21 protein-coding genes are annotated in these 23821 nt (G+C 66.6%); 17 read left to right on the forward strand and 4 right to left on the reverse strand.

From position 1 onward, the window contains the following. Position 1: 1 nt before the first annotated feature. Entirely contained in the window at positions 2-316 is a 315-nt protein-coding gene (locus QHG62_RS24285) for an EthD family reductase (RefSeq protein WP_281148173.1), read from the reverse strand. Between the two features lie 145 nt (positions 317-461). Between QHG62_RS24285 and QHG62_RS24290 the strand changes: the two genes are divergently transcribed. The 13 genes from QHG62_RS24290 (at position 462) to QHG62_RS24350 (ending at position 11449) form a co-directional block, all read left to right on the forward strand. Beyond that, positions 462-1382 (forward strand): 2-hydroxyacid dehydrogenase, encoded by a 921-nt coding sequence (locus tag QHG62_RS24290; RefSeq protein WP_258502482.1) that lies wholly within the window; start codon positions 462-464, stop codon positions 1380-1382. Between the two features lie 106 nt (positions 1383-1488). Next, positions 1489-2226, forward strand: a complete 738-nt coding sequence (locus QHG62_RS24295) for an IclR family transcriptional regulator (protein ID WP_281148174.1) — start codon at positions 1489-1491, stop codon at positions 2224-2226. Positions 2227-2233: 7 nt separating this feature from the next. After that, positions 2234-2617, forward strand: coding sequence for a cupin domain-containing protein (locus tag QHG62_RS24300; protein WP_281148175.1), 384 nt, complete (start codon positions 2234-2236; stop codon positions 2615-2617). A gap of 27 nt (positions 2618-2644) precedes the next feature. Next, the gene (locus tag QHG62_RS24305) at positions 2645-3658 is read left to right on the forward strand and encodes a Bug family tripartite tricarboxylate transporter substrate binding protein (RefSeq protein WP_281148176.1); all 1014 of its coding nucleotides are present in this window, start codon (positions 2645-2647) and stop codon (positions 3656-3658) included. 124 nt (positions 3659-3782) lie between these two features. Further along, positions 3783-5006, forward strand: coding sequence for a CaiB/BaiF CoA transferase family protein (locus tag QHG62_RS24310; RefSeq protein WP_281148177.1), 1224 nt, complete (start codon positions 3783-3785; stop codon positions 5004-5006). Beyond that, a complete protein-coding gene (locus tag QHG62_RS24315) occupies positions 5003-6172 on the forward strand; it encodes an acyl-CoA dehydrogenase family protein (protein ID WP_281148178.1) in 1170 nt (389 codons plus the stop codon). Before QHG62_RS24310 ends, QHG62_RS24315 begins: the two co-directional genes overlap by 4 nt. A gap of 148 nt (positions 6173-6320) precedes the next feature. Continuing rightward, positions 6321-7241 (forward strand): hydroxymethylglutaryl-CoA lyase, encoded by a 921-nt coding sequence (locus QHG62_RS24320; protein ID WP_281148179.1) that lies wholly within the window; start codon positions 6321-6323, stop codon positions 7239-7241. Positions 7242-7264: 23 nt separating this feature from the next. Next, positions 7265-7912 carry a homoserine/homoserine lactone efflux protein gene (gene rhtB / locus QHG62_RS24325; protein WP_281148180.1) on the forward strand — a complete coding sequence of 216 codons (648 nt, stop codon included), beginning with the start codon at positions 7265-7267 and terminating at the stop codon, positions 7910-7912. A gap of 16 nt (positions 7913-7928) precedes the next feature. Continuing rightward, the gene (locus QHG62_RS24330; RefSeq protein WP_281148181.1) at positions 7929-8417 is read left to right on the forward strand and encodes a YbaK/EbsC family protein; all 489 of its coding nucleotides are present in this window, start codon (positions 7929-7931) and stop codon (positions 8415-8417) included. Continuing rightward, a complete protein-coding gene (locus tag QHG62_RS24335) occupies positions 8414-8680 on the forward strand; it encodes a DUF1289 domain-containing protein (RefSeq protein ID WP_432445559.1) in 267 nt (88 codons plus the stop codon). Before QHG62_RS24330 ends, QHG62_RS24335 begins: the two co-directional genes overlap by 4 nt. After that, complete coding sequence (locus QHG62_RS24340; protein WP_281148182.1) at positions 8677-9321, forward strand: 2-hydroxychromene-2-carboxylate isomerase; 645 nt, start codon at positions 8677-8679, stop codon at positions 9319-9321. The genes QHG62_RS24335 and QHG62_RS24340 overlap by 4 nt, the downstream gene beginning before the upstream one ends. A 169-nt stretch (positions 9322-9490) precedes the next feature. Then, positions 9491-11185: an MFS transporter gene (locus tag QHG62_RS24345; protein WP_281148183.1), complete on the forward strand. Its 1695-nt coding sequence runs from the start codon at positions 9491-9493 to the stop codon at positions 11183-11185. 117 nt (positions 11186-11302) lie between these two features. Next, positions 11303-11449: a hypothetical protein gene (locus tag QHG62_RS24350; protein ID WP_281148184.1), complete on the forward strand. Its 147-nt coding sequence runs from the start codon at positions 11303-11305 to the stop codon at positions 11447-11449. 4 nt (positions 11450-11453) lie between these two features. Here the strand turns inward: QHG62_RS24350 and QHG62_RS24355 are convergent, their stop codons facing one another. Together QHG62_RS24355 and QHG62_RS24360 are read right to left on the reverse strand one after the other, a co-directional pair. Further along, positions 11454-12575, reverse strand: a complete 1122-nt coding sequence (locus QHG62_RS24355) for an ABC transporter substrate-binding protein (protein WP_281148185.1) — start codon at positions 12573-12575, stop codon at positions 11454-11456. A gap of 158 nt (positions 12576-12733) precedes the next feature. Further along, complete coding sequence (locus QHG62_RS24360; RefSeq protein ID WP_281148186.1) at positions 12734-13840, reverse strand: ABC transporter substrate-binding protein; 1107 nt, start codon at positions 13838-13840, stop codon at positions 12734-12736. Positions 13841-14019: 179 nt separating this feature from the next. Here QHG62_RS24360 and uvrA point away from each other — a divergent pair, with 179 nt between their 5' ends. The 4 genes from uvrA (at position 14020) to QHG62_RS24380 (ending at position 23221) form a co-directional block, all read left to right on the forward strand. Beyond that, on the forward strand, positions 14020-19869 hold the full coding sequence (uvrA, locus tag QHG62_RS24365; protein ID WP_281148187.1) for an excinuclease ABC subunit UvrA: 5850 nt from the start codon (positions 14020-14022) through the stop codon (positions 19867-19869). A gap of 170 nt (positions 19870-20039) precedes the next feature. Further along, entirely contained in the window at positions 20040-21089 is a 1050-nt protein-coding gene (locus QHG62_RS24370; RefSeq protein WP_281148188.1) for an ornithine cyclodeaminase, read from the forward strand. 7 nt (positions 21090-21096) lie between these two features. After that, on the forward strand, positions 21097-22143 hold the full coding sequence (locus tag QHG62_RS24375; protein WP_281148189.1) for a histone deacetylase family protein: 1047 nt from the start codon (positions 21097-21099) through the stop codon (positions 22141-22143). 97 nt (positions 22144-22240) lie between these two features. Next, positions 22241-23221 carry a Bug family tripartite tricarboxylate transporter substrate binding protein gene (locus QHG62_RS24380; protein WP_281148190.1) on the forward strand — a complete coding sequence of 327 codons (981 nt, stop codon included), beginning with the start codon at positions 22241-22243 and terminating at the stop codon, positions 23219-23221. Here QHG62_RS24380 and QHG62_RS24385 read toward each other — a convergent pair. Further along, on the reverse strand, positions 23175-23777 hold the full coding sequence (locus tag QHG62_RS24385; protein ID WP_281148191.1) for a TetR/AcrR family transcriptional regulator: 603 nt from the start codon (positions 23775-23777) through the stop codon (positions 23175-23177). The genes QHG62_RS24380 and QHG62_RS24385 overlap by 47 nt on opposite strands. Positions 23778-23821: the final 44 nt, after the last annotated feature.

A 23821-nucleotide genomic window follows, 5' to 3' on the forward strand; every position in this document is an offset into this window, starting at 1 on the left:
GTCAGCCCACCACCACTTCGCTGATCTGCATCACAGGCGCGATATCCGTATAGTTCCTGATGTCGCCGAGGATCTCCTTGGCGTGCGGGCCGAAGGCCGCCTGGAAAGCTTCGGTCGATTCGCAGAACACGTGGCACATGCCGACATAGGCCGGCGGCGTACCGGGTGCGCCGCCCGCCAGGCCCTTGTCGATGGTGTACGACTTGCAGGCGTCTCCCATGCGGGCCTTCAGAAGCGGCATGTGCGTGTCGCGGTAGTAGGCGTGGTCGAACCGGGCGTCCTCTGTGTAGGGGTACATCACGCTGACTTTGATCATTGCTTCGGTCTCCTGGTGTTTCGATGTCTTCGGTGGTCGCGCACCAGCATAGAAGAAGGCCAGGGGCGCCACAAGCGGCCATTGGTATGGGCCGGCATGCGGCCGAGGGGCCGGCCCCCTCTAACGGCCCCTCTAAGATTGGGCCATGAAAATCATCGTCTCCCTCACCGACAACCGCCCCGAACCGTGGATCGAAGGCCTCAAGGCCGAGCTGCCTGAAGCGCAGATCGAGACCTGGCAGCCGGGTGCTGCCCAAGCCGACCATGCCGTGGTGTGGGCGCCGCCGCAGCAACTGCTCGACGAACAACCCCAGCTGCGTGGCCTCTTCAACATCGGCGCGGGTGTGGATGCGCTGCTCAAGCTGAAGGTGCCGGCGCAGACGCGCATCGTGCGGCTCGACGATGCCGGCATGTCGGTGCAGATGGCCGAGTACGTGTGCCACACGCTGATCCGGCACTTCCGCGAATTCGACGTCTACGAAGCCGATGCGCGCGAAGGGCGCTGGAGCTACCGCAAGCCGCGGCTGCGGCGCGACTTTCCGGTCGGCATCATGGGTCTGGGTGTGCTGGGTGAAAGAGTTGCCAAGGCCGTGGCGCAGTTCGAGTTTCCGGTGCTGGGCTGGAGCCGTTCGCCCAAGGCCATCGACGGCGTGAAGGTGTTCAGCGGCGAGGCGCAGTTCGACGAGTTCCTGTCGTCCACGCGCGTGCTGGTCAACCTGCTGCCGCTGACCGATGCCACGCGCGGCATTCTCAACCGCAACACGCTCGGCAAGCTGCGGCCGGGCGGCTATCTCATCAGCATCGCGCGCGGTGCGCACCTGGTCGAAGACGACCTGATCCCGATGCTCGACGCGGGCCAGCTGGCGGGCGCCACGCTCGATGTGTTCCAGGTCGAGCCGCTGCCGGCCGACCATGCCTTCTGGCGCCATCCGAAGATCACGGTGACGCCGCATGGCTCGGCGCGCACGCTGCGTGAGGAATCCATCGCCCAGATCGCCGGAAAGATCCGCGCGATGGAGCAGGGCCTGCCGGTCAGCGGCGTGGTCGATCCCGTTCGGGGCTACTGACCGACTGCGTTCGCCGCCCGCCAGAAGTGGCGGCAATCCGGCGAAAGGAGGGGCAGGCAGGGCAAACCCCGACGCGATTGTTTTTCACATACGAGAAAATTCCTTCATGGTTGTGAAAACTGCTTTTCGCGTGATCGAGATCGTCGAGCTCTTCGCCCGGGAGAAGCAGCCGCTGGCGCTGTCCGAAATGGCGCGCCTGCTCGAAATGCCCGTGTCCAGTTGCCTCGGGCTGATCCGCACGCTCGAAGAGCAGGGCTACATGTACGAAACCGGGCGGCGCCAGGGCTACTACCCCACCGGCCGGCTGCTCGCCATGGCGCAGATCATCGCGGCGCACGACCCGGTGCTCGACCGCGTGCGGCCTGCGCTCGAAGAACTGCGCGACGGCGCGCGCGAAACCGTGCTGTTCGGCAAGTTCCGCGACCCGAACACGGTCGTCTACCTGGAGGTGCTCAGCGCGCCGCAGAGCATTCGCTATTCCGCCGAGTCGGGCGAAACCCGCCCGGCCTATGCCAACTCGATGGGCCGCGCGCTGCTGTCCACGCTCGCGCCCGAGGCGCGCCGCAAGCTGCTCGAAGCGACCCGGCTGCAGCCGCTGACCGATGCCACGCTGACCACCGCCGAAGCCATCGAACAAGAGCTCGAGCGCTCGCCCGCACGCGGCTGGTACGGCAACCTGGGCGAAAGCATTCCCGATCTGGTCGGCCTTGCATGGCCGCTGCGCATCGGCGGCGAGGCCTACGCCATCTCTGTGGCGGGCCCGCGCTACCGGCTGGAGCCCCGCATCGACGACGTGGCCGCCATGCTGCGCTCGGCCTGCCTGGCCATCGAACACAAAGGTTGAAAAACAAATGACCTCTCCACGCTACTTCGTCCGCGAAAGCGAGATTGACGGCTACCACCCGGCCAATCACACCGGCACGCTGAACAAGCGGCTCATCGGCCCCGAGACCGTCGGCGCGAAGCAGCTCGAGGTGCTGGTCGGGCATATCCGGAAGGGCAAGGGCGCGCTGCCCCACGCCCACCCCGGCATCGAGCAGGTCTGCTACATGCTCGAAGGCCGCGCGGTGGCCGAAGTGGGCGGCCAGCGGCAAGAGCTGCACCCCGGCGACAGCTGCTTTTTCCCGGCCGACGCAATGCACACCTTCACGGTGGTGAGCGACGAGCCGGTGCGCGTGCTGGTCATCTACAGCCCGCCGTACGAGGAATTGCCGGAGCGCGTGATCCGGCCCTGACCGACAACAACCCCGGAGACAGACAACATGCAGACGACGAAGAACGCGACAGAAACAGTCGCGGTGGCAAGCCGCCGCCGTTTCATTTCCATCGGAGCCGCCGCGGGCCTTGCCGGCGTGGCGCCGTGGGCCTTTGCGCAAGAGGGCTATCCGAAGCAGCCCATCAAGCTCATCGTGCCCTTTGCGGCCGGCAGCGGCACCGATGCGGTGGCGCGCATCACCGCGCAGATGCTGGGCGAGGCGCTGAAGACCTCGGTCATCGTCGACAACCGCGCGGGCGCCAACGGCGTGATTGCCGCCGAGTTCGTGGCCAAGGCGCCGCCCGACGGCTACACGCTCTTCATGACGACCAACACCACGCACTCGGCCAACCCGAGCCTGATGAAGTCGCTGCCCTACGACCCCGTGAAAGACTTCGCGCCCGTGAGCCGCATGGGCAACCTGCCGTTCATGCTGGTGGTGAACAACGACCTGCCGGTGAAGAGCGTGGCCGAGCTGCTGGCATGGGGCCGGGCCCATCCGGGCAAGCTCACTTATGCGAGCGGCAACAGCACCGGCATCGTGAGCGGCGCCACGCTGTCGCGCATGAGCGGCGTGCCGATGCTGCACGTGCCCTACAAGAGCACGCCGCCGGCCATCGCCGACCTGATCGGCGGGCAGGTGTCGATGATGGTGGTCGACCTGGCCGCGGGGCTCGCCACTGTCAAGGCCGGCAAGATGCGCGCGATTGCGGTCACCACGCAGGAGCGCACCAAGCTCTTTCCTGAGCTGCCGCCACTGGCCGACACGCCGGAGCTCAAGGGCTTCGACATCACTTCGTGGAACGGCGTGTTCGCGCCGGCCGGAACGCCGCGGGACGTTGTGCTGAAGCTCAACAAGGCGCTGTCGGAAATGGCGAACGGTGCGGTGTTCCGGGAACGCGTCGCGAAGCTAGGCTTCGATGCGTTCGGCAGCACACCGGAGGAGTTGGGGGCGTTCACTGTGGCGGAGCTGGGCAAGTGGAAGAAGCTGATCCAGGCCGCGGGCATTCAACCGGAATGACCGTGCTGTTGAATTTCTCCCTCCCCTCCCGGGGGAGGGCGGGGGTGGGGGCACGCGGCGTATCCATCGGGCGCTCTGCCTGCCCCCATCCCGACCTTCCCCCGGAAGGGGAAGGAGCAAAGACATGAACACTACGGGACCTCTCGACGGCATCCGCATCCTCGACCTCACGGCGGTGGTGATGGGCCCCTACGCCACGCAGACGCTCGGCGACCTGGGCGCGGACATCGTCAAGGTCGAGCCGCCTTCAGGCGACAACCTGCGCGCGGTCGGTCCGATGCGCAATGCCGGCATGGGCGCGATGGCGCTGCACCTCAACCGCAACAAGCGCTCGATCGTGCTCGACCTCAAGCAGCCCGAGGGCCGCGAGGCCTGCCTGCGGCTCGCGGCCGGCTGCGATGCGCTCATCTACAACACGCGGCCGCAGGCGATGGCGCGGCTCGGGCTCGGCTACGAAGCGGTGGCCGCGGTCAACCCGAAGATCGTCTACCTCGGCGCGTTCGGCTATGGCGAAGAAGGCCCGTATGCCGGCAAGCCCGCGTACGACGACCTGATCCAGGGCGCGGCCGGCGTTGCTTCGCTCTTTGCGCAGCAAAGCGGCGGCGCACCACGCTATGCCCCGGTCACGCTGGCCGACCGCGCCGTGGGCCTGCAGGCCGCCATCGCGCTGCTGGCTGCCGTGCTGCATGCGCAGCGCACCGGCCAGGGCCAGGCGGTGGAAGTGCCGATGTTCGAGGCGCTTTCGCAGTTCGTCATGGGCGACCATCTGGGTGGCCACAGCTTCGAGCCGCCGCTCGGCCCCACCGGCTATGCGCGCCTGCTCGCGCCGCACCGCAAGCCCTACGCCACGGCAGACGGCTACCTGAGTGTGCTGATCTACAACGACAAGCACTGGCAGGCCTTCTTCGACGTGATCGGCCGGCCCGAGCTGCGCGACTCGCCGATGTTCGGCACGCACACGGCGCGCGCCGCGAACATTGGTGCGGTGTACGCGTTCGTGGCCGAGGTGATGGCCACGCGCGGCAGCGACGAATGGATGGCGGTGCTCGAAGCAGCCGACATCCCGGTCGCGCGCCTGCACAGCACCGAGAGCCTGCTCGACGACCCGCACCTGCGCGCGGTCGGTTTCTTTCCCGAACTCGGCCACCCGAGCGAGGGCCGCATCCGCACGCTCGCGCCGGTCGGCCGCTACAGCGCCACGCCCGCGGCCATTCGCCGGCCCGCGCCGCGCATCGGCGAACAGAGTGTCGAGCTGCTGCGCGAAGCGGGCTATGCAAGCGAAGAGATCGACCGGATGCTCGCGCGCGGCGTGACGCTGCAGCCGGAACCCACGAAGGACAGCGAATGAAATTTTCCCTGAACGAAGACCAGCGCTCGCTGGTGGCGGCCATCGAGCGCCTCTGCGAAGACTTTCCTGCCGACTACTGGCGCGACCACGACGACCGCGCCGCGTTTCCGCACGAGTTCCACCGCGCCGTGGCCGATAGCGGCTGGCTCGGCATTGCAATGCCCGAGGCGCAGGGCGGTGCGGGCCTGGGCATTACCGAAGCGGCGCTGATGATGCGCGCCATCAGCGCATCGGGTGCGGGCATGTCGGGCGCGTCAGCGGTGCACATGAACATCTTCGGGCTCAACCCGGTGGTGGTGTTCGGCAGCGAGGCGCAGCGCCAACGGTTTTTGCCGCCGCTGATCGCCGGCACCGAGAAGGCCTGCTTCGCGGTGACCGAGCCCGATGCGGGGCTCGACACCACGAGCCTCAAGACGCAGGCGGTGCGCCAGCCGAACGGCAGCTACCTGCTGCACGGCCGCAAGATCTGGATATCGACCGCGCAGGTGGCCGATCGCATGCTGATCCTCACGCGCACCACGCCGATTGATCAGGTGAAAAAGCCCACGCAGGGCCTCACGCTGTTCTACACGCCGCTGGACCGTAGCAAGGTCGAGGTGCGCGAGATCCACAAGCTCGGACGCGCGGCGGTCGATTCGAACATGCTCTTCATCGACGGGCTCCAGGTGCCCGAGGAAGACCGCATCGGCGAAGAAGGCCGCGGCTTCGAGTACATCCTGCACGGGCTCAATCCCGAGCGCATATTGATCGCGGCCGAAGCCATCGGCATCGGCCGGGCCGCATTGCGCATTGCCTCGCAGTACGCGCAGGAGCGCATCGTTTTCGGCCGGCCTATCGGCCAGAACCAGGGCGTGGCGCATCCGCTTGCGCGCGCCTGGGCCAACCTCGAGGCGGCCGACCTGATGGTGTTCAAGGCCGCCACGCTGTACGACGCGGGCGAGCCCTGCGGCACCGAGGCCAACGCGGCCAAGTACCTGGCGGCGGAGGCCGCGCACGACGCCTGCCAGAACGCGGTGCTCACGCTCGGCGGCATGGGCTACGCGAAGGAATACCACGTGGAGCGCCTGCTGCGTGAGAGCTACATCCCGCGCATTGCGCCCGTGAGCCCGCAGATGATCCTGAACTTCATTGCGGAAAAAGCGCTCGGATTGCCCAAGTCGTATTGAGCGATGTTGCTGCGCTGGCACGATTTGCAACGCCAGCGGCGGGCATTGCAACCCCGCGCGGCAGCCCCGGCCAAGCACGCCGGATGCAGGTGGCCGACAATCGGCGGACGGCCATTTTTCCTATTCCTGCGAATTCCAGAGACACGCCATGAAACTCCCCGCCAAGGTCAAGATCGTCGACGTCGGTCCGCGCGACGGACTGCAGAACGAGAAGCAACCCGTCCCGGCTGACGTCAAGATCGGGCTGGTGCATCGCCTCCAGGACGCAGGCGTGAACGAGATCGAGGTCACCAGCTTCGTCAGCCCCAAGTGGGTGCCGCAGATGGGCGACAACGCCGAGGTGATGCACGGCATCAAGCGCAAGCCCGGCGTGCGCTACTCGGTGCTCACGCCCAACATGAAGGGCTTCGAGGCCGCCATTGCCGCGCCGCGCGAAGAGTGGCCCGACGAGATCGTGGTGTTCGGCGCCGCGAGCGAGGCCTTCAGCCAGAAGAACATCAACTGCTCCATTGCCGAGAGCATCGAGCGCTTTGCGCCCGTGGTGGCCGCCGCGCGCGAAAAAGGCATCGGCGTGCGCGGCGCCATGTCGTGCACCGTCGGCTGCCCGTACGAAGGCGAGGTCGCGCCCGAGCGTGTGGGCATGCTGGCCAAGTTGATGAAGGACATCGGCGTGCAGCGCGTGGACGTGGCCGACACCATCGGCGTGGGCACGCCTCGCAAGGTGCGGGCCGCCATCGAGGCCACGCTGGCGCACTTCGGCGTGGACGACATCTCGGGCCACTTCCACGACACCTACGGCCAGGCGCTGGTCAACACGCTGGCCTCGCTGGAGCTGGGGGTCTGGAACTTCCAGTCGTCCTCCGCCGGGCTGGGCGGCTGCCCCTACGCCAAGGGCGCGACCGGCAACGTGGCGACCGAAGACGTGGTGTACATGCTGCATGGCATGGGCATCGAGACCGGCATCGACCTGGACAAGCTGATCGACGCGGGCGTGTACATCAGCGAGGCGCTCGGGCGCGAGCCGAATTCGCGGGCGTCGAAGGCCATCCGCACCAAGCGGGCCGGCTGAGCCCCGCACGCAAAGGAGTTCTCATGGACCTGCATGTCTGGCTCGCATTTCTGGTGGCCAGTTGCGTCATCGCGGTTTCGCCCGGTTCGGGCGCGGTCCTCAGCATGAGCCATGGGCTCAGCTACGGCGTGCGTCGCACCACGGCGACCATCATCGGCCTGCAGCTGGGGCTGGCCGTGATCCTGCTGGTGGCGGGCCTCGGCGTGGGCGCGGTGCTCACCGCCTCGGCGACCGCGTTCACGGTGATCAAGGTGGTGGGCGCGTGCTACCTGCTGTGGCTGGGCTGGCGCCAATGGCGGGCGCCCGTGTCGGCTGTCGCCAAGGCGGATGGCGGTGCGCCGGATTCCGTTCGCGAACCCGAGCTCTCGGCAGGGCAGCGCGTGCTGCGCGGCTTCCTGACCAACGTGACCAATCCCAAGGGCATCGTCTTCATGGCCGCCGTGCTGCCTCAGTTCATCCAGCCGACGCGGCCGTTATGGCTGCAACTGCTGGTGCTGCTGCTCACGACGGTGATGGTCGACGTGACCGTGATGCACGGCTACGCCTGGCTGGCCGCGCGGCTGCAAGGCGTGCTCCGCAGCGTGCGTGCCCGGCGCGCGCAGAACCGCGTCTTCGGCGGCGTGCTGATGGCGATGGGCGCCTTCCTGTTCATGTTCAAGCGCAACGCCTGATAAATTCGAGCGCATCATGTGCGGCTCTGAACTCCATTCCCTCCCCGAAGGCGTGCAACGCGTCTCACGCGTGCTCCAGGACGCCGGCCACCCCCATTCGCCGCGCATGCTCGACGACGCCTGCCGCACCGCGCAGCAGGCGGCCGATGCACTCGGCATCTCGGTCGGGCAGATTGCCAAGAGCATCATCTTCCGCCGCAAGAGCGACGACGCTGCGGTGCTGGTCATTACCTCGGGCGACAAGCGCGTGGACGAGAAGAAGGTCGACGCGCTCATCGGCAAGACCGGGCGCGCCGACGCCGAGTTCGTGAAGGCGCGCACCGGCTTCACCATCGGCGGCGTGTCGCCGGTAGGGCATGCAACCAAGCCGGTGGTGCTGATCGATCGCGAGCTGTTCCGCTTCGATGACATCTGGGCTGCGGCAGGGCACCCGCATGCGGTGTTCCAACTCAAGCCGCAAGATCTCGAAACCCTCACCGGTGCGCCGGTGGCGGACGTGGTTTGAACTTCGCAGAAGCCGAGACGCTGGCCGCACGCGCGGCCGCGGTGCAAGCGCTGCCCGAAGGCGTGCCCTCGCCGTGCACCTCCGTCTGCCGCATGGACCGCCAGAGCGGCTTCTGCGAGGGGTGCCTGCGCACCATCCCGGAGATTGCGGCCTGGAGCAAGATGGAGGACGCCGCCCGCCGCGGGGTATGGCACGCGATAGAGTTGCGGGCGCGTGCCGGCATCTGGCGGCTGGCCGAGGCACCCGGAGACAACCACGCATGAAGCACATCGACTTTTACCTCGACTTCATTTCGCCCTATGCGTACCTTGCGTTCGAGCACCTGCCCCAGGCGCTCGAAGGCCTGAGCTGCAGCGTGGCGTACAAGCCGCTGCTGCTTGGTGCGTTGCTCAAGCACCATGGCCAGCTCGGCCCCGCCGAGATTCCGGCCAAGCGCAGCTGGACCTACAGGCATGTGCTGTGGCTAGGTCACGCCAACGGCATTCCCATCGAGATGCCGGCCTCGCACCCGTACAACCCGCTTCCGCACCTGCGGCTCGCGGTCTCCACGTCGGACGACGGAAGCATCAGCCGCCTGGTGGCCGAAACCGTTTTTCGCAACGTGTGGCGCGGCGGCGAAGAAGCTGGCGACCCCACGCGCCTGGCCGCGCTCGCGGCGCAGCTGCGGCCCAGGCGCGAAATGAACAGCGACGAGAGCAAGGCATTGCTCAAGCGCAACACCGACGAAGCGGTACAGGCGGGCGTGTTCGGTACGCCCGCGTATGCGGTCGACGGCCGGCTGTTCTGGGGTTTCGACGGGCTTGCGATGCTGCGTGCCTACCTGGCCGGCGATGTGTGGTTCGACGGGCCCCAGTGGGCCGGCGCAGACCAGCGTCCATCGATGCTGCGCAGCAGCAAAAACTGATCAGGACTTTCCCGATTTCTTACAACCTGAAACGAGCGCTGCGGGTTTCACCTTAATTCGTAAGCGTCGGTTCAGTTTCGCGAAAGGCTCGGGTCAGTCGCGCCTCCAAGAATGCCCCACGGTCCCGAATGCCGGGACTGAACGAACGCATACACAGGAGACGACGCAAATGGCAGCAACACTGGATTCGAGGGGGGTGCCGCATCCGGCCCCCCGGCCCATGTCCGCGGAGGAAAAGAAGGTCATCTTCGCTTCCTCGCTTGGCACGGTGTTCGAGTGGTACGACTTCTACCTTTACGGTTCGCTGGCCGCGATCATCGCGAAGCAGTTCTTCAGCGGCCTCGATGCGGGCGCGGCCTTCATCTTTGCGCTGCTGGCATTCGCGGCGGGCTTCCTGGTGCGGCCGTTCGGCGCCATCGTGTTCGGCCGGCTCGGCGACATGATCGGGCGCAAGTACACCTTCCTGGTCACCATTCTCATCATGGGCCTGTCGACCTTCATCGTCGGCTTGCTGCCCAGCTACGCAACCATCGGCGTTGCCGCGCCGGTGATCCTGATTGCGCTGCGCATGCTGCAGGGCCTTGCGCTCGGCGGTGAGTACGGCGGTGCCGCCACCTATGTGGCCGAGCACTCGCCGCACGGCAAGCGCGGCGCCTACACCTCGTGGATCCAGACCACGGCAACGCTCGGCCTGTTCCTGAGCCTGCTGGTCATCCTGGGTGTGCGCGAATGGCTCGGCGAAGCGGTGTTCAACGACTGGGGCTGGCGCATTCCGTTCCTGGTGTCGATCCTGCTGCTCGGCATCTCGGTGTGGATCCGCCTTTCGCTGTCGGAGTCGCCGGCCTTCCAGAAGATGAAGGCCGAGGGCAAGACCTCGAAGGCCCCGCTGTCCGAGTCGTTCGGCGAGTGGAAGAACCTCAAGATCGTGATCCTGGCGCTGGTCGGCCTTACGGCAGGCCAGGCGGTGGTCTGGTATTCGGGCCAGTTCTATGCGCTGTTCTTCCTGACCGCTCAGCTCAAGGTCGATGCGACCACTGCCAACCTGATGATCGCCGCCGCGCTGCTGCTCGGAACGCCGTTCTTCGTGGTCTTCGGCACGCTGTCCGACAAGATCGGCCGCAAGCCGATCATCATGGCCGGCTGCCTGCTGGCCGTGGTCACGTATTTCCCGGTCTTCAAGATGCTGACCGAAGCTGCCAACCCCGACCTGGCCAAGGCGCAAGCCACCGCCGGCGTCACCGTCACGGCCGACCCTGCCACCTGCTCGTTCCAGGGCAACCCCGTGGCGCGCGAAATCGACTTCCGCAGCTCGTGCGACATCGCCAAGCGCTACCTTGTGCAGAACTCGGTGAGCTATGAGAACGTGGCCGGCGCACCCGGTTCGAAGGCTGTCGTGAAGATCGGCAACAAGACGGTCGAGGCACCGGTCGGCAATGTCGTCAACCTCAAGTTCGACGAAACCTCCGTCAAGGAGATCGCCGCCTTCAAGAAAGGCGTGGCCGAAGACCTGAAGGTTGCCGGTTATCCGGCCAAGGCGGACCCCACGAAGATCAACAAGCTGCTGACCATCGGGCTGCTGTTCTGGCTGGTGCTGCTGGTAACCATGGTCTATGGTCCCATCGCCGCAATGCTGGTGGAACTGTTCCCCACCCGCATCCGCTACACCTCGATGAGCCTGCCGTACCACATCGGCAACGGCTGGTTCGGCGGCCTGCTGCCCACCACCGCCTTTGCCATCGTGGCCTCGACCGGCAACATGTACAACGGCCTCTGGTACCCGATCATCATCGCCGGCGTCACGCTGGTGGTGGGTACGCTGTTCATTCGCGAGACGAAGGACGTGGACATCTACGCGAACGACTGACCGCAGGGTTCGGCAGGAGGGCGGCGAGAGCCGGCCCTCCGTTCAACAAAGGGGCTTCATGCCGTCGGCATGAGGCCTTTTTCTTGAACCCATTGAACCCATCAGGAGATACGACCCATGTGGAAACTCGTTGTCGGCTTTGTCATTTTTGCCGCCATTGCCCTGTACGTGATCTCGAAGGCCGGCGACAAGGTCGACATGTCCGGCGAGAAGCATGGCGGTGACGCGATGCACGAGCCCGCGCCCGCTGCGCCCGCCAAGTAACCAGCTACCGCCTGAATCGGCCTTCGCTGACGATCGACAGGTCGACATAGTCGATGCCGGTGTGGTCCTGCGGCGAATAGTTCACCTCGAGCCTGCCGCCCACGTCGTATTGAAAGCGGTTGAGCGTGGCAACCAGCCTGGCGCGGGTCGGCTTGGGGCCGGTGCGGCGCAGGGCCTCCACCAGCACCTTGGTGGCAACAAAGCCTTCGAGCAGCGCCGGCGACAGTTCGGTCTGCCCCCTGGCCTGTGCAAGTGCCATTGCCTCCTTGACCAGCGGATGGCCGAACGCGCGCTCGTAGGGCAGCACCTGCGTGACGATCACGCCGGTGCTGGCCGAACCGAGCTCCTTGATGAAGCCCGATGCCGCGTTGTTCGACAGCGTGATGATCTGCGCCGCCGAGCCCGCGGCGCGCAGCCCCTTCACGCCGTCGGTCACTGCGGTGCCGGAGCCGATCCACAGCACCGCCTGGGCTTTGGCCTTGACCAGCTGAGGCACGATGGCCGCAAAGTCGGGCTTGCTGCGATCGGCCAGCGCGACCAAGGCCGGCGCCAGCCCCGCGCGCTCGAAGCCCTTGCTCGCGCCTTCCATCGCGTCCCTGCCAAAGGAATCGTCGGCCTGGACCACGGCAATGCGCTGGATGCCGGTGGTGGCCAGGTGCAGCACTGCTCTTTCGGCCTCGCGCTGGTAGGTCGAGCGCACGTTGAATACATTCTTCTGTAGCGGCTGGTGCAACGCCATGGCGCCGGTCGAAGGGCCGACCAGCGCCACGCCGTATTTGTCGAGCAGGGGGATGACGGCAATGGTGTTGGGCGTGCCGCGGTTGAGCAGCAGCGCCAGCACCTTCTTGTCCTCGATGAGGATGCGGGTGTTCTCGACCGAACGCTTGGGGTCCAGGCCGTCGTCCAGCCGGATCACCTCGATCTGCTCGCCGTGAATGCCTCCTTGGGCGTTGACATGGTCGATGACCAGCTGCGAGCCCATGATCGTTTCCTTCACGCCCACCGCCGCCGGTCCCGACAGGTCGGCCGACTGGCCGATGACGATTTGCGCCGATGCGCCGGAGACCGCCACGGCCAAGCTCACGGCCAAGAAGAGCGCGGCGGCGCGGAAACTGTACATCTTCATCGAACGAGCCTTTACGCGAAGCGGATGCTTCCGTCGGAAGATGCGCAAATGTGTTCCAGCGAGTGGCGTTCACTCGCTCGTGGAAACCCTGTCAAACCATAGTTGCCCATGGCATGGGCAGGGAGCCCACGCAACAACGCGGACCGCGCGGGCGCGGTTTACCGCTTGAAGCGGCCGTCGCTGATGATCGCCAGGTCGGCGAAGTCGATGCCCGAATGGTCCTGCGGCGAATAGCTCACTTCCAAGCCGCCGAGGTCATAGGCACGCAGGGTTTCGAGTGCTGCAAGCACCTTGGCACGCGTGGGCTTCGGCCCGGCGCGGCGCAGTGCCTCCACCAGCACCTTGGCCGAGGCAAAGCCCTCCAGCGCCGCTGGCGAGAGCTCGGCCTGGCCCTTGGCCTGCGCAAGCGCCATCGCCTCCTTGACCATCGGGTAGCTGATGGAGCGCTCGTTCGGAAACACTTGCGTCACGATCACGCCTTTGCTCGCGTCGCCCAGCTGCTTGATGAAGCCCGACGAGGCGTTGTTGGACAAGGTGACCACCTGCGCGAACGACCCGGCGGCGCGCAGCGCCTTGATGCCGTCGACCACCGCCACGCCCGAGCCGATCCACAGCACCGCCTGCGCATTGGCGTCCTTGATGGCGGGCACGATGGACTTGTAGTCGGGCTTCTCGCGGTCGGCCGGCACGGTGACGATGGGCTTGGCCTGCGCCTTGGCAAAACCGGTCATTGCGCCTTCGAGCGCGTCCTGGCCGAAGGAGTCGGTCACGTAGACCACCGCGATGCGCGCAATGCCGGTGGTGAGCAGGTGCTGGACCGCCTTCTCGGCTTCGCGCTGGTAGGTGGCTCGCACGTTGAACACGTGCTTGAGAACCGGCTTGTGCAACGCCATGGCGCCGGTGGAAGGCGCAATCAGCGGCACGCCGTGCTTGTCGAGCCAGGGCACGATGGCTTGCGAGTGCGGGGTGCCACGGCTCAGGAACAGCGCCAGCACCTTCTTGTCTTCGATCAGAACGCGGGCGTTTTCGCTGGCGCGCTTCACGTCGAACGCATCGTCCATGCGGAGGATCTCGATCTTCTCCCCGTGAATGCCGCCCTGGGCATTGGCGGCATCGATCACCAGCTGGGCGCCGCCCAGGGCTTCATTGACGCTGGCGGCCACCGAGCCGGTCACGCCCGTGGTCTGGCCGATCAGGATCTGGGCCGAAGCGGCCGTGGCCACCATCGTCAGGAGGGCGGCGCAAATTGCGTGCAGCGTCTTCATGGGTAATCTTCCTCAAGCGGCCAAGTCAGGTAAACGTAAACAAAATCCGCTATTTGTTACTCAAAGTGTCTGAGGCTGAATCCGTATAAACCCCTGCACGCACACAGTCCATGTGACGGAGTGCACAAATTCGTCACCAGCCACTCCCTAGAATGTTTGCCCCACCCCCCAAGGCACTCATGACACAGGGCTCCATCCGGATTCGCGGCGCGCGCCAGCACAACCTCCAGAACCTCGACCTCGACATCCGCACAGGCGAGATGACCGTGGTCACCGGGCCGAGCGGCTCGGGCAAGTCGAGCCTTGTGTTCGACACCCTCTACGCCGAAGGCCAGCGGCGCTATGTAGAAACCTTCTCCGCCTATGCGCGCCAGTTCCTGGACCGCATGGACAAGCCGGCGGTCGACAAAGTGGAGGGCGTGCCGCCCGCCATTGCCATCGACCAGACCAACCCGGTGCGCTCCTCGCGCTCCACGGTCGGCACGATGACCGAACTCAACGACCACCTGAAGCTGCTCTATGCGCGCGCGGCCCAGCTGTTCGACCGCGAAACCGCGTTGCCCGTGCGCCACGATTCGCCGGACAGCATCTATGCGCAGATTGCCGAGCGCGCGGCCGCGGCGGGTGATCCACGCCTTGTGGTCACCTTTCCGGTCGAACTGCCCGCGGGCACTTCGGCGGAAGAAGTCACGCAGTGGCTGTCGGCCAGCGGTTTCACGCGCGTGCAGGCGGAGCGCGAGGTGGCCACGCCCACTGGGCCGCGCAAGATGCTCGACGTGGTGGCCGACCGCTTCCGTATTTCGAGCGCCGAGCGGTCGCGCGTGGTCGAAGCCATCGAAGTGGCGCTCAAGCGAGGCAGCGGGCGCGTTACGGTGCATGCAACAGGCGCAGAAGAAAACGCGCCCACCGATGTGTGGAAGTTTTCGACCGGCCTGCACTGCCCCGAAAGCGACATCCGCTACACCGACCCGATCCCGTCGATGTTCTCGTTCAACTCGGCCGTCGGCGCCTGCGACACCTGCCGCGGCTTCGGCCGGGTGATCGGCGTCGACTTGGGCCTGGTGATTCCGAACGACAAGCTCACGTTGCGCGCCGGCGCGATCAAGACCATCCAGACGCCGGCGTGGAAAGAAGCGCAGGACGACCTCATGCGGCACGCCGAGGCGGCCGGCATTCCGCGCGACACGCCCTGGAACAAGCTCACCGACGAGCAGAAGCACTGGGTGATCGAAGGCACGCCCAACTACAAGGAGGGCAACTGGAACAAGCAATGGTACGGCGTGCGCCGTTTTTTTGGCTACCTGGAAAGCAAGGCCTACAAGATGCACATCCGCGTGCTCTTGTCGAAGTACCGCAGCTACACGCCGTGCCCCGTGTGCAGCGGCGCGCGCCTCAAGCTCGACAGCCTGCTGTGGCGCATCGGCAGCAAGGAAGACGCCGATGCGGTGCTCGAGCCCGCCAAGCGCTTCATGCCGACCGGCGCCAAGTGGACGCGCGCGCAGCTCGAGGCGCTGCCCGGGCTTTGCCTGCACGACCTGATGCTGCTGCCGATCGAGCGGCTGCGCAAGTTTTTCGACCGCATGGGTTTGGCTCCCTCCCCCGCTGGGGGAGGGTTGGGGTGGGGGCACGCGGCCTCTGAAAAGGCTGTGGCGGTGGTAGGGGCCGGGAGCCCTCATCCCCACCTTCCCCCAGCGGGGGAAGGTGCAAGACAGGGCGAAGCCCAGGCCCTCAAGCTCCTCCATGAAGAAATCACCACGCGCCTGCGCTACCTGCACGACGTGGGCATCGGCTACCTCACGCTCGACCGCCAGAGCCGCACGCTTTCGGGCGGCGAGGTGCAGCGCATCAATCTCACCACCGCGCTGGGCACCTCGCTGGTCAACACGCTCTTCGTGCTCGACGAGCCCAGCATCGGCTTGCATCCGCGCGACATGAACCGCATCACCGAAGCCATGCTGCGCCTGCGCGACGCAGGCAACACGCTGGTGGTGGTCGAGCACGACCCGGCCGTGATGCTTGCGGCCGACCGCGTGATCGACATGGGCCCCGGCCCCGGCGTGCGCGGCGGGCAGATCGTGTTCGACGGCAGCACCGACCAGCTTCGCGATGCCGACACCCTCACCGGCCAATACCTGGGCGGCCGCAAGAAGATCGGCATGGGCTTCAAGCGGCTCGTGAGCGAGAACACGCACCGGCTCATCCTCGAAGGTGCGCGCGAGCACAACCTGCAGAACGTGACCGTCGAGTTTCCGCTCGCGCGCCTGGTGTGCGTCACCGGCGTCAGCGGCTCGGGCAAGTCGACGCTGATCCAGGACGTGCTGGCGCCCGCGCTCATGCGGCACTTTGGCAAGGCCACGGAAACGCCCGGCGCGCACGACCGCCTGCTGGGCGCCGATCACCTGGGCGACGTGGTCTTTGTCGACCAGTCGCCCATCGGCAAGACGGCGCGTTCCAACCCGGCGAGCTACGTGGGCGCATGGGACGCGATTCGCGAGATCTTCGCCACTGCGGCGCTCTCGCGCCAGCGCGGCTACACCGCGAGCAAGTTCAGCTTCAACTCGGGCGACGGCCGCTGCCCGACCTGCGGCGGCTCGGGCTTCGAGCACGTCGAAATGCAGTTCCTGTCGGACGTGTACCTGCGCTGCCCCGATTGCGACGGCAAGCGCTACCGCCCTGAAATCCTCGAAGTGAAAGTCGAGCGCAAGGGCAAGAGCTACAACGTGGCCGACGTGCTCGAACTCACCGTGGCCGAAGCGGCCGCCGTGTTCGAGGCCGACCGCGACGTGCTGCGCGTGCTGCAGCCCATTTCAGACGTGGGGCTCGACTACGTGAAGCTCGGCCAGCCGGTGCCCACGCTGAGCGGCGGCGAGGCGCAGCGCCTCAAGCTCGCGGGCTTTTTGGCGGAAGCGGCAAAGAACGGAACGGCCAGCAAGCAGTCGGTCGCGCGCAAGGGCACGCTGTTTCTTTTCGACGAGCCGACCACGGGCCTGCACTTCGACGACATTGCACGCCTGATGCGCGCGCTGCGCAAGCTGCTCGACGCGGGGCATTCGCTGATCGTGATCGAGCACAACCTCGACGTGATCCGCGCGAGCGACTGGTGCATCGATCTCGGCCCCGAAGGCGGCGAGGGCGGCGGCCAGGTGGTGGCGGAGGGCACGCCGGAGCAGTTGCGCGAGAACCGCGCCTCGCTCACCGGCGCGGCGCTGGCCGACTACGAGCTGGCCATCGGTCCCGAGGCCTACAAGGTGGCCGAGCGCGCCGCGCGGCGCTACATTGCCAATGCCAAGACGGCGCCCGGCGGCAAGGCGATCGAGATCGTCAACGCACGCGAACACAACCTGAAAAACCTCAGCGTCAATATTCCGCGCGGCAAATTCAGCGTGGTGACGGGTGTCAGCGGTTCGGGCAAGTCGACGCTGGCCTTCGACATCCTGTTCAACGAAGGGCAGCGGCGGTATCTCGAATCGCTCAACGCCTATGCACGCAGCATCGTGCAGCCCGCGGGCCGGCCCGAAGTGGATGCGGTGTACGGCATTCCGCCCACGGTGGCCATCGAGCAGCGCCTGTCGCGCGGCGGCCGCAAGAGCACGGTGGGTACCACCACCGAGGTGTGGCACTTCTTGCGCCTGCTGTACGTCAAGCTGGGCATCCAGCATTGCACGCACGACGGCGCGGCCGTGCAGCCGCAGACGCCCGACAGCATTGCGGCACAGCTGATGCGCAACTTCAAGGGCCAGCACATCGGCCTGCTGGCGCCGCTGGTGAGCAACCGCAAGGGCGTGTACACCGAGCTGGCCGACTGGGCACGGCCGCGCGGCTTTACGCACCTGCGCGTGGATGGCGACTTCTTGCCGACCACCGGCTTCCCGCGCATCGACCGCTTCAAGGAACACAGCATCGAACTGCCGGTAGCCAGCCTCGACGTGCTGCCATCGAAAGAGACCGAACTGCGCGAGGCGCTGACCAAGGCGCTGGAGCATGGCAAGGGCGTGGTGCATGTGCTGAGCGAACTCGACGGCCTCAAGGCCGCGATGATGGCCGGTGTGTCTGCCTCGGGCATCGGCCGCGTGAACGTGTTTTCCACGCTGCGTGCGTGCCCGGTCTGCAGCACCAGCTACGCCGAGCTCGATCCGCGGCTGTTCAGCTACAACAGCAAGCACGGCTGGTGCCCTGACTGCGTGGGCACGGGCGTCAAGCTCAGCAAGGACCAGCGCAAGGTCTTCGACGACTCGATTCGGGACGACGACAACAAGGGCCGCGAACAGACCTTTGCCGAGCCCGAGGTGGAAGACCTGGCCGATGTGGCGTGCCCCACGTGCGAAGGCACGCGGCTCAACGCGACGGCACGTGCGGTGAGCTTCGGCGCATCGCTGGCGGACGGCATGGGCGGCATCGGCATTACCGAACTCGCGCGCATGAGCGTGACCGAGGTGCGCCAGTGGTTCGAAGGGCTCGCATTGACCGGCCGCGAAGCGGAGATTGCGCGCGACCTGGTGCCCGAGATCAAGAGCCGGCTCGAGTTTCTCGAAGAGGTGGGCCTGGGCTATCTCACGCTCGACCGCGGCGCGCCCACGCTGAGCGGCGGCGAGGCACAGCGCATTCGGCTTGCGGCGCAGCTTGGCAGCAATCTGCAGGGCGTGTGCTACGTGCTCGACGAGCCGACCATCGGCCTGCATGCGCGCGACAACCAGATATTGCTCGACGCGCTGCACAAGCTCGGCGACAAGGGCAACACGCTGGTGGTGGTGGAGCATGACGAAGACACCATTCGCCGCGCCGACCACATCATCGACATCGGTCCCAGCGCAGGCAAGCGCGGCGGCCGCCTCGTGGCGGAAGGCTCGGTGGCCGACATCCAGGCGGCAGGCGATTCGCAAACCGGCCGCTACCTGCGCGATGCCATCAAGCATCCGCTGCAGGCGCGCCGGCTCATTCCCTCGCCTGACCCCAAGGCGGAGGACAGCGGCAACTGGCTCACGGTGCACGGCGCCGACCTGCACAACCTGCAGGACGTGACCGCCACGCTGCCGCTCCACCGCCTGGTGGTGGTCACCGGCGTGAGCGGCTCGGGCAAGTCGACCCTGGCGCGCGACGTGCTGCTGGCCAGCGTGCAGGCGGTCGTGATTCAGCGCATGACCAAGGCGGGCCGTGACGCCGATGCCGCGGGCAAGCGCCCGGCATGGTCCGGCTGCGATCGCGTGGAAGGCTACGAAACCATCGACCGCGTGCTCGAGGTCGACCAGACCCCCATCGGCAAGACGCCGCGCAGCTGCCCGGCCACCTACATCGGCTTCTGGGACACCATCCGCAAGCTGTTTGCCGACACGCTCGAAGCCAAGGCGCGCGGCTATGGCCCGGCGCGCTTCAGCTTCAACACCGGCGAAGGCCGCTGCCCCGGCTGCGAAGGCGCGGGCGTGCGCACCATCGAGATGAGCTTTTTGCCCGACGTGAAGGTGCCTTGCGAGGTGTGCCACGGCGCGCGCTTCAATCCCGAGACGCTGGCGGTGAGCTGGCGCGGCAAGAGCATTGGCGACGTGCTGCAGATGGAAGTGGACGAGGCGGTGGAGTTCTTTGCCGCCATGCCCAACATCAGCCATCCGCTGCAACTGCTGAAAGACGTCGGCCTGGGCTATCTCACGCTGGGGCAGCCTTCGCCCACGCTCTCGGGCGGCGAGGCGCAGCGCATCAAGCTGGTGACCGAACTGAGCAAGGTGCGCGACGACATCACGCGCCGCGGCCAGAAGGCGCCGCACACGCTCTACGTGCTCGACGAGCCGACCGTGGGCCTGCACATGGCCGACGTCGAGAAGCTGATCCGCGTGCTGCACCGGCTGGTGAACGGCGGCCACAGCGTGGTGGTGATCGAGCACGATCTCGACCTGATTGCCGAGGCCGACTGGATCATCGACCTGGGGCCGGAAGGCGGCAATGCCGGTGGGCGCATCGTGGCCGCGGCGCCGCCCGAAGAGGTGGTTCGGCTGGGCACCCATACGGGCGTAGCGCTGGCGCCGGTGCTGACGAGGTAGTGCAGCACTGCGGACCGGCAAACGCCGGTTCCGCAGGGGCTCGCAAAGCGCCGCAAGCGGGCGCACAATGGCTTCAATCCTTGGCGCAGGCGCATCCTGAATCAGCCATGGGGGATCGAGTCGGGTGACAGGATGAAGCGCCGTGCCGGGGCTACGCAAGGAGCCATGTCATGACCCGCTTCATCGATGTTCACAGCCTGGTTCGCCTGGTGGACGAAACCGGCGTTCCGCAATTTCTCACGGCGTTGGCCGACGCGCTGCGCGACGACTTTCTGCGCTGGCGTGAGTTCGATAAAAAAGCGCGCGTGGCGAGCCATTCGCACCTTGGCGTGATCGAGCTGATGCCGGTGGCGGACGACGGCGCCTACGCCTTCAAGTACGTCAACGGCCATCCGCACAACACGCAGGTCGGCTTGCCCACCGTCATGGCCTTCGGCGTTCTGGCCGAGGTCGACACCGGCTACCCGGTGCTGCTCTCCGAGCTCACGCTCACCACCGCGCTGCGCACCGCCGCTACTTCGGCCATGGCGGCGCAGGCCTTGGCGCGGCCTGGCTCGCGCAGCATGGCGCTCATCGGCAACGGCTCGCAAAGCGAGTTCCAGGCGCTGGCTTTCCATGCATTGCTGGGCATCGAGGAAGTGCGCGTGTTCGACATCGACGCGCGGGCGACCGACAAGCTGGTGCGCCACTTGTCCGTCTGCACGCCGCTCGATGTGGTGCGCGCCCGCTCCGTGGCCGAGGCCGTGCGCGGCGCGGACATCGTCACCACCATCACGGCTTTCCAGGGGCAGGCCACCGTTCTCACGCCCGACATGATCGACCCCGGCATGCACATCAATGCCGTGGGCGGCGATTCGCCCGGCAAGACCGAGCTGCACCCCGATGTGCTGCGCCTGGCGCGCGTGTTCGTCGAATACGAGGCCCAGACCCGCGTGGAGGGCGAGATCCAGCAGCTGCCGGCCGGCTTTCCGGTGCACGAACTCTGGAAGGTGCTTGTCGGCGACGTGCCGGGCCGCGAAACCGCCGACCAGGTCACGGTGTTCGATTCGGTCGGCTTCGCGCTCGAGGACTACACCGCGTTGCGCTACATCCACCAGCTGGCCATCGAACGGGGTGTGGGCCAGCAGATTGCGCTGGTGCCCGAGCTGGACGACCCGAAGGATCTGTTCGGCCTGACTGCATCGGGCCGGCGCCGCGCGGTGCTGCGGCGTGCGGCATGATCCAGGCATGCTCACCATCTACAACGACCAGCACGCGCTTCACCAAGGCAAAGTCGAGATGTTCCGCGGCGAGTTGGTGCCGTGCTTCGAGGTGCCCGACCGCGTCGACCACGTGAAGCATGAACTGGAGCGCCGGCGCCTGGGCCCGCTGCAGATGCCAGACCATTTCGACGAAGCCCTGCTGGCCAAGGTGCATGCGCCGCGCTACCTGGACTTCATTGCGCATGCCTGGGACGAGTGGGTGGCGCTAGACGCAGCCAACGCCTCGCGCGATGCGCTGCCTTCGTACTGGCCCACGCGCGGCATGCGCACCGATGTGCTGCCCCAGAGCTTCCCGGCCCGCCTGGGCCTGTTCTCGTTCGATGCGGGCACGCCGCTCACGGCCGGCAGCTGGGCCGCTGCGCGGCACGGCGCCGCCTGTGCATGGACCGCGGCGCAGCGCGTCATTGATGGGCGTCGCGCCGCCTTTGCACTCACGCGGCCGCCCGGCCATCATGCGGGTGCCGATTTCTTTGGTGGCTACTGCTTCGTCAACAACGCCGCTGTCGCTGCACAGGCGCTGCGCGATGCCGGCGTGGAACGCGTTGCCGTGCTCGACGTGGACTACCACCACGGCAACGGCACGCAGGCCATCTTCTACGAACGAAGCGATGTTCACTTTGCAAGCTTGCACGGAGACCCGCTCACCGACTACCCGTATTACCTGGGCCATGCCGACGAGCGCGGCGCGGGCCAAGGAGAGGGCTTCAACCACAACCTGCCGCTCGCGCGCGGCACCGGCTTTTCCGCTTGGCGAGCGGCTCTCAAGTCGGCGCTCGACGGCATCGCGAAAGTGAAGGCCGGTGCCCTGGTGGTGTCGCTCGGCGTCGACACCTTCGAGGGGGATCCGATCTCCGGATTCAAGCTGAAAAGCGAGGACTACCTGCGCATGGGAGAAGACCTGGCGGGCGCGGGGCTGCCCACGGTGTTCGTGTTCGAAGGTGGCTACGCGGTCGCGGAAGTCGGCATCAACACCGTGAACGTGCTCGAAGGTTTTGGCCAGCGGGCCGGCTGAGCAACCTGGGCGACAGCAGTGGGGTGAGCCCCGATTGCCGGGGGCGGCGGGGCAAGGCCCAATGCGCGGTTCATTTCAGTTTCAGGAGTCTTCCGCCATGTCCCGCCGTTCCCTTCTCTGTGCCGCCACGCTTGCCGCGTGCGGACTTGCTTTTCCCTTGGCGGCGCTTGCCCAGGCCTTTCCCAGCAAGCCGATCAAGCTGGTCATCGCGTTCCCCGCGGGCGGCCCGACCGACATCACCATGCGCCAGCTGGCCGACAACGCGAGCAAGATCCTCGGCCAGCCGGTCATCGTCGACAACAAGCCCGGCGCCGGCGGCACGCTGCCCGCACAGGCGCTGCAAACCTCGCAGCCCGACGGCTACACGGTCGCGCAGATTCCGCTCGGCGTGTTCCGCCTGGGCTACACCACCAAGATCAACTGGGACCCGCTCAAGGACATCAGCTACGTCATCAATGTGACGGGCTACGCCTTCGGCATCGTGGTGCCGGCCAGCAGCCCCTTCAAGACCTGGGCCGACTTTGTCGCCTATGCCAAGGCCAACCCCGGCAAGCTCACCTACGGCTCCACCGGCAACCTGACGAGTCCGCACCTCACGACGGAAATCATTGCGCAGAAGGCCGGCATCGAACTGCAGCACGTGCCCTACAAGGGCAGCGCCGACCTGATGCTCGCCGTGGTCAGCGGCCAGCTGATGGCCGCTGCCGACAGCACCGGCTTTGCGCCGCAGGTCGAAGCCGGCAAGCTGCGCGTGCTGAACACCTGGGGCGAAAAGCGCCTGGCCAAGTTCCCCGATGCACCGACGCTGAAGGAGCTGGGCTATGACGTGGTGCAGAACTCGCCGTTCGGCATTGGCGCACCCAAGGGGACGCCGCCCGAAGTGGTGAAGAAACTGCACGACGCATTCAAGCAGGCCATGGAAGAGCCGAGCTACGTGGCGTCGCTCGGCCGCTACGACATGCTGCCTAACTACATGAGCTCGGCCACCTACACCAAGTTTGCGCAGGAGACCGTGGTGAAGGAAAAGGCTGTCATCGAGAAGCTGGGCCTGGCGAAGGAACAGCCGAAGACGAACTGATCGCAAACAGCTCGCCCACCAGCCGCTGGGCGAGCTCGGGCTTTACCGGCTCGGCGCCGAACACCAGCCGGAAAACGATGGGGGCGATCAGGTGATCGATGACCTGCTGCGTCTGGGGCGCATGCTCGCCGCGGGCGCGCGCCTGCTCGACCAGCGTGCCCGCCTCCTTGCGGCGGTTGCGCAGGCAGTCGGTGTCCGCGCCGTCGTTGGCCAAAGCGGCCGCGGCTTTCAACAAGGACTTGCTGCAGGGCTGCGCCAGATGGGTGATGAGTTCCTGCGCCCAGGCCACCAGGTCTTGCCGCAGCGAACCCGTGTCGGGCAGGGGCCGGTTCGGGTCGAGCCGATGGGTTGCGGTTTCGGCCAGCAGGCCTGACAGGTCGCCCCATCGCCGGTAAATGCTCGAGGCGCTGACACCCGCGCGTTCGGCCACGGCGGGCACGGTGACGCGCTCACGGCCCTGCTCGGCCACCAGTTCTTCAAGGGCGGTGCGCACCAGTGCCTGCACTTGCGCGCTGCGGCCGCCGGGACGCTTGCTGGGAAGGACGACATCGTTCATGGCAACACTTTAACGCAAAGTTATTTGCTTTAGTGAATATGCAG

The organism is Variovorax paradoxus, assembly GCF_029919115.1.
Taxonomy (GTDB): domain Bacteria; phylum Pseudomonadota; class Gammaproteobacteria; order Burkholderiales; family Burkholderiaceae_C; genus Variovorax; species Variovorax paradoxus_O.

Excerpts from the sequence above, each read along its gene's own strand:
- QHG62_RS24300 (WP_281148175.1), top strand. The coding sequence starts at position 2,234 with ATGACCTCTCCACGCTACTTCGTCCGCGAAAGCGAGATTGACGGCTAC.
- QHG62_RS24340 (WP_281148182.1), top strand. The coding sequence starts at position 8,677 with ATGAAGCACATCGACTTTTACCTCGACTTCATTTCGCCCTATGCGTAC.
- uvrA (WP_281148187.1), top strand. The coding sequence starts at position 14,020 with ATGACACAGGGCTCCATCCGGATTCGCGGCGCGCGCCAGCACAACCTC.
- QHG62_RS24290 (WP_258502482.1), top strand. The coding sequence starts at position 462 with ATGAAAATCATCGTCTCCCTCACCGACAACCGCCCCGAACCGTGGATC.
- QHG62_RS24330 (WP_281148181.1), top strand. The coding sequence starts at position 7,929 with ATGTGCGGCTCTGAACTCCATTCCCTCCCCGAAGGCGTGCAACGCGTC.
- QHG62_RS24305 (WP_281148176.1), top strand. The coding sequence starts at position 2,645 with ATGCAGACGACGAAGAACGCGACAGAAACAGTCGCGGTGGCAAGCCGC.
- QHG62_RS24370 (WP_281148188.1), top strand. The coding sequence starts at position 20,040 with ATGACCCGCTTCATCGATGTTCACAGCCTGGTTCGCCTGGTGGACGAA.
- QHG62_RS24310 (WP_281148177.1), top strand. The coding sequence starts at position 3,783 with ATGAACACTACGGGACCTCTCGACGGCATCCGCATCCTCGACCTCACG.
- QHG62_RS24350 (WP_281148184.1), top strand. The coding sequence starts at position 11,303 with ATGTGGAAACTCGTTGTCGGCTTTGTCATTTTTGCCGCCATTGCCCTG.
- QHG62_RS24320 (WP_281148179.1), top strand. The coding sequence starts at position 6,321 with ATGAAACTCCCCGCCAAGGTCAAGATCGTCGACGTCGGTCCGCGCGAC.
- rhtB (WP_281148180.1), top strand. The coding sequence starts at position 7,265 with ATGGACCTGCATGTCTGGCTCGCATTTCTGGTGGCCAGTTGCGTCATC.
- QHG62_RS24345 (WP_281148183.1), top strand. The coding sequence starts at position 9,491 with ATGGCAGCAACACTGGATTCGAGGGGGGTGCCGCATCCGGCCCCCCGG.
- QHG62_RS24315 (WP_281148178.1), top strand. The coding sequence starts at position 5,003 with ATGAAATTTTCCCTGAACGAAGACCAGCGCTCGCTGGTGGCGGCCATC.
- QHG62_RS24385 (WP_281148191.1), bottom strand. The coding sequence starts at position 23,777 with ATGAACGATGTCGTCCTTCCCAGCAAGCGTCCCGGCGGCCGCAGCGCG.
- QHG62_RS24355 (WP_281148185.1), bottom strand. The coding sequence starts at position 12,575 with ATGAAGATGTACAGTTTCCGCGCCGCCGCGCTCTTCTTGGCCGTGAGC.
- QHG62_RS24285 (WP_281148173.1), bottom strand. The coding sequence starts at position 316 with ATGATCAAAGTCAGCGTGATGTACCCCTACACAGAGGACGCCCGGTTC.
- QHG62_RS24295 (WP_281148174.1), top strand. The coding sequence starts at position 1,489 with ATGGTTGTGAAAACTGCTTTTCGCGTGATCGAGATCGTCGAGCTCTTC.
- QHG62_RS24380 (WP_281148190.1), top strand. The coding sequence starts at position 22,241 with ATGTCCCGCCGTTCCCTTCTCTGTGCCGCCACGCTTGCCGCGTGCGGA.
- QHG62_RS24360 (WP_281148186.1), bottom strand. The coding sequence starts at position 13,840 with ATGAAGACGCTGCACGCAATTTGCGCCGCCCTCCTGACGATGGTGGCC.
- QHG62_RS24375 (WP_281148189.1), top strand. The coding sequence starts at position 21,097 with ATGCTCACCATCTACAACGACCAGCACGCGCTTCACCAAGGCAAAGTC.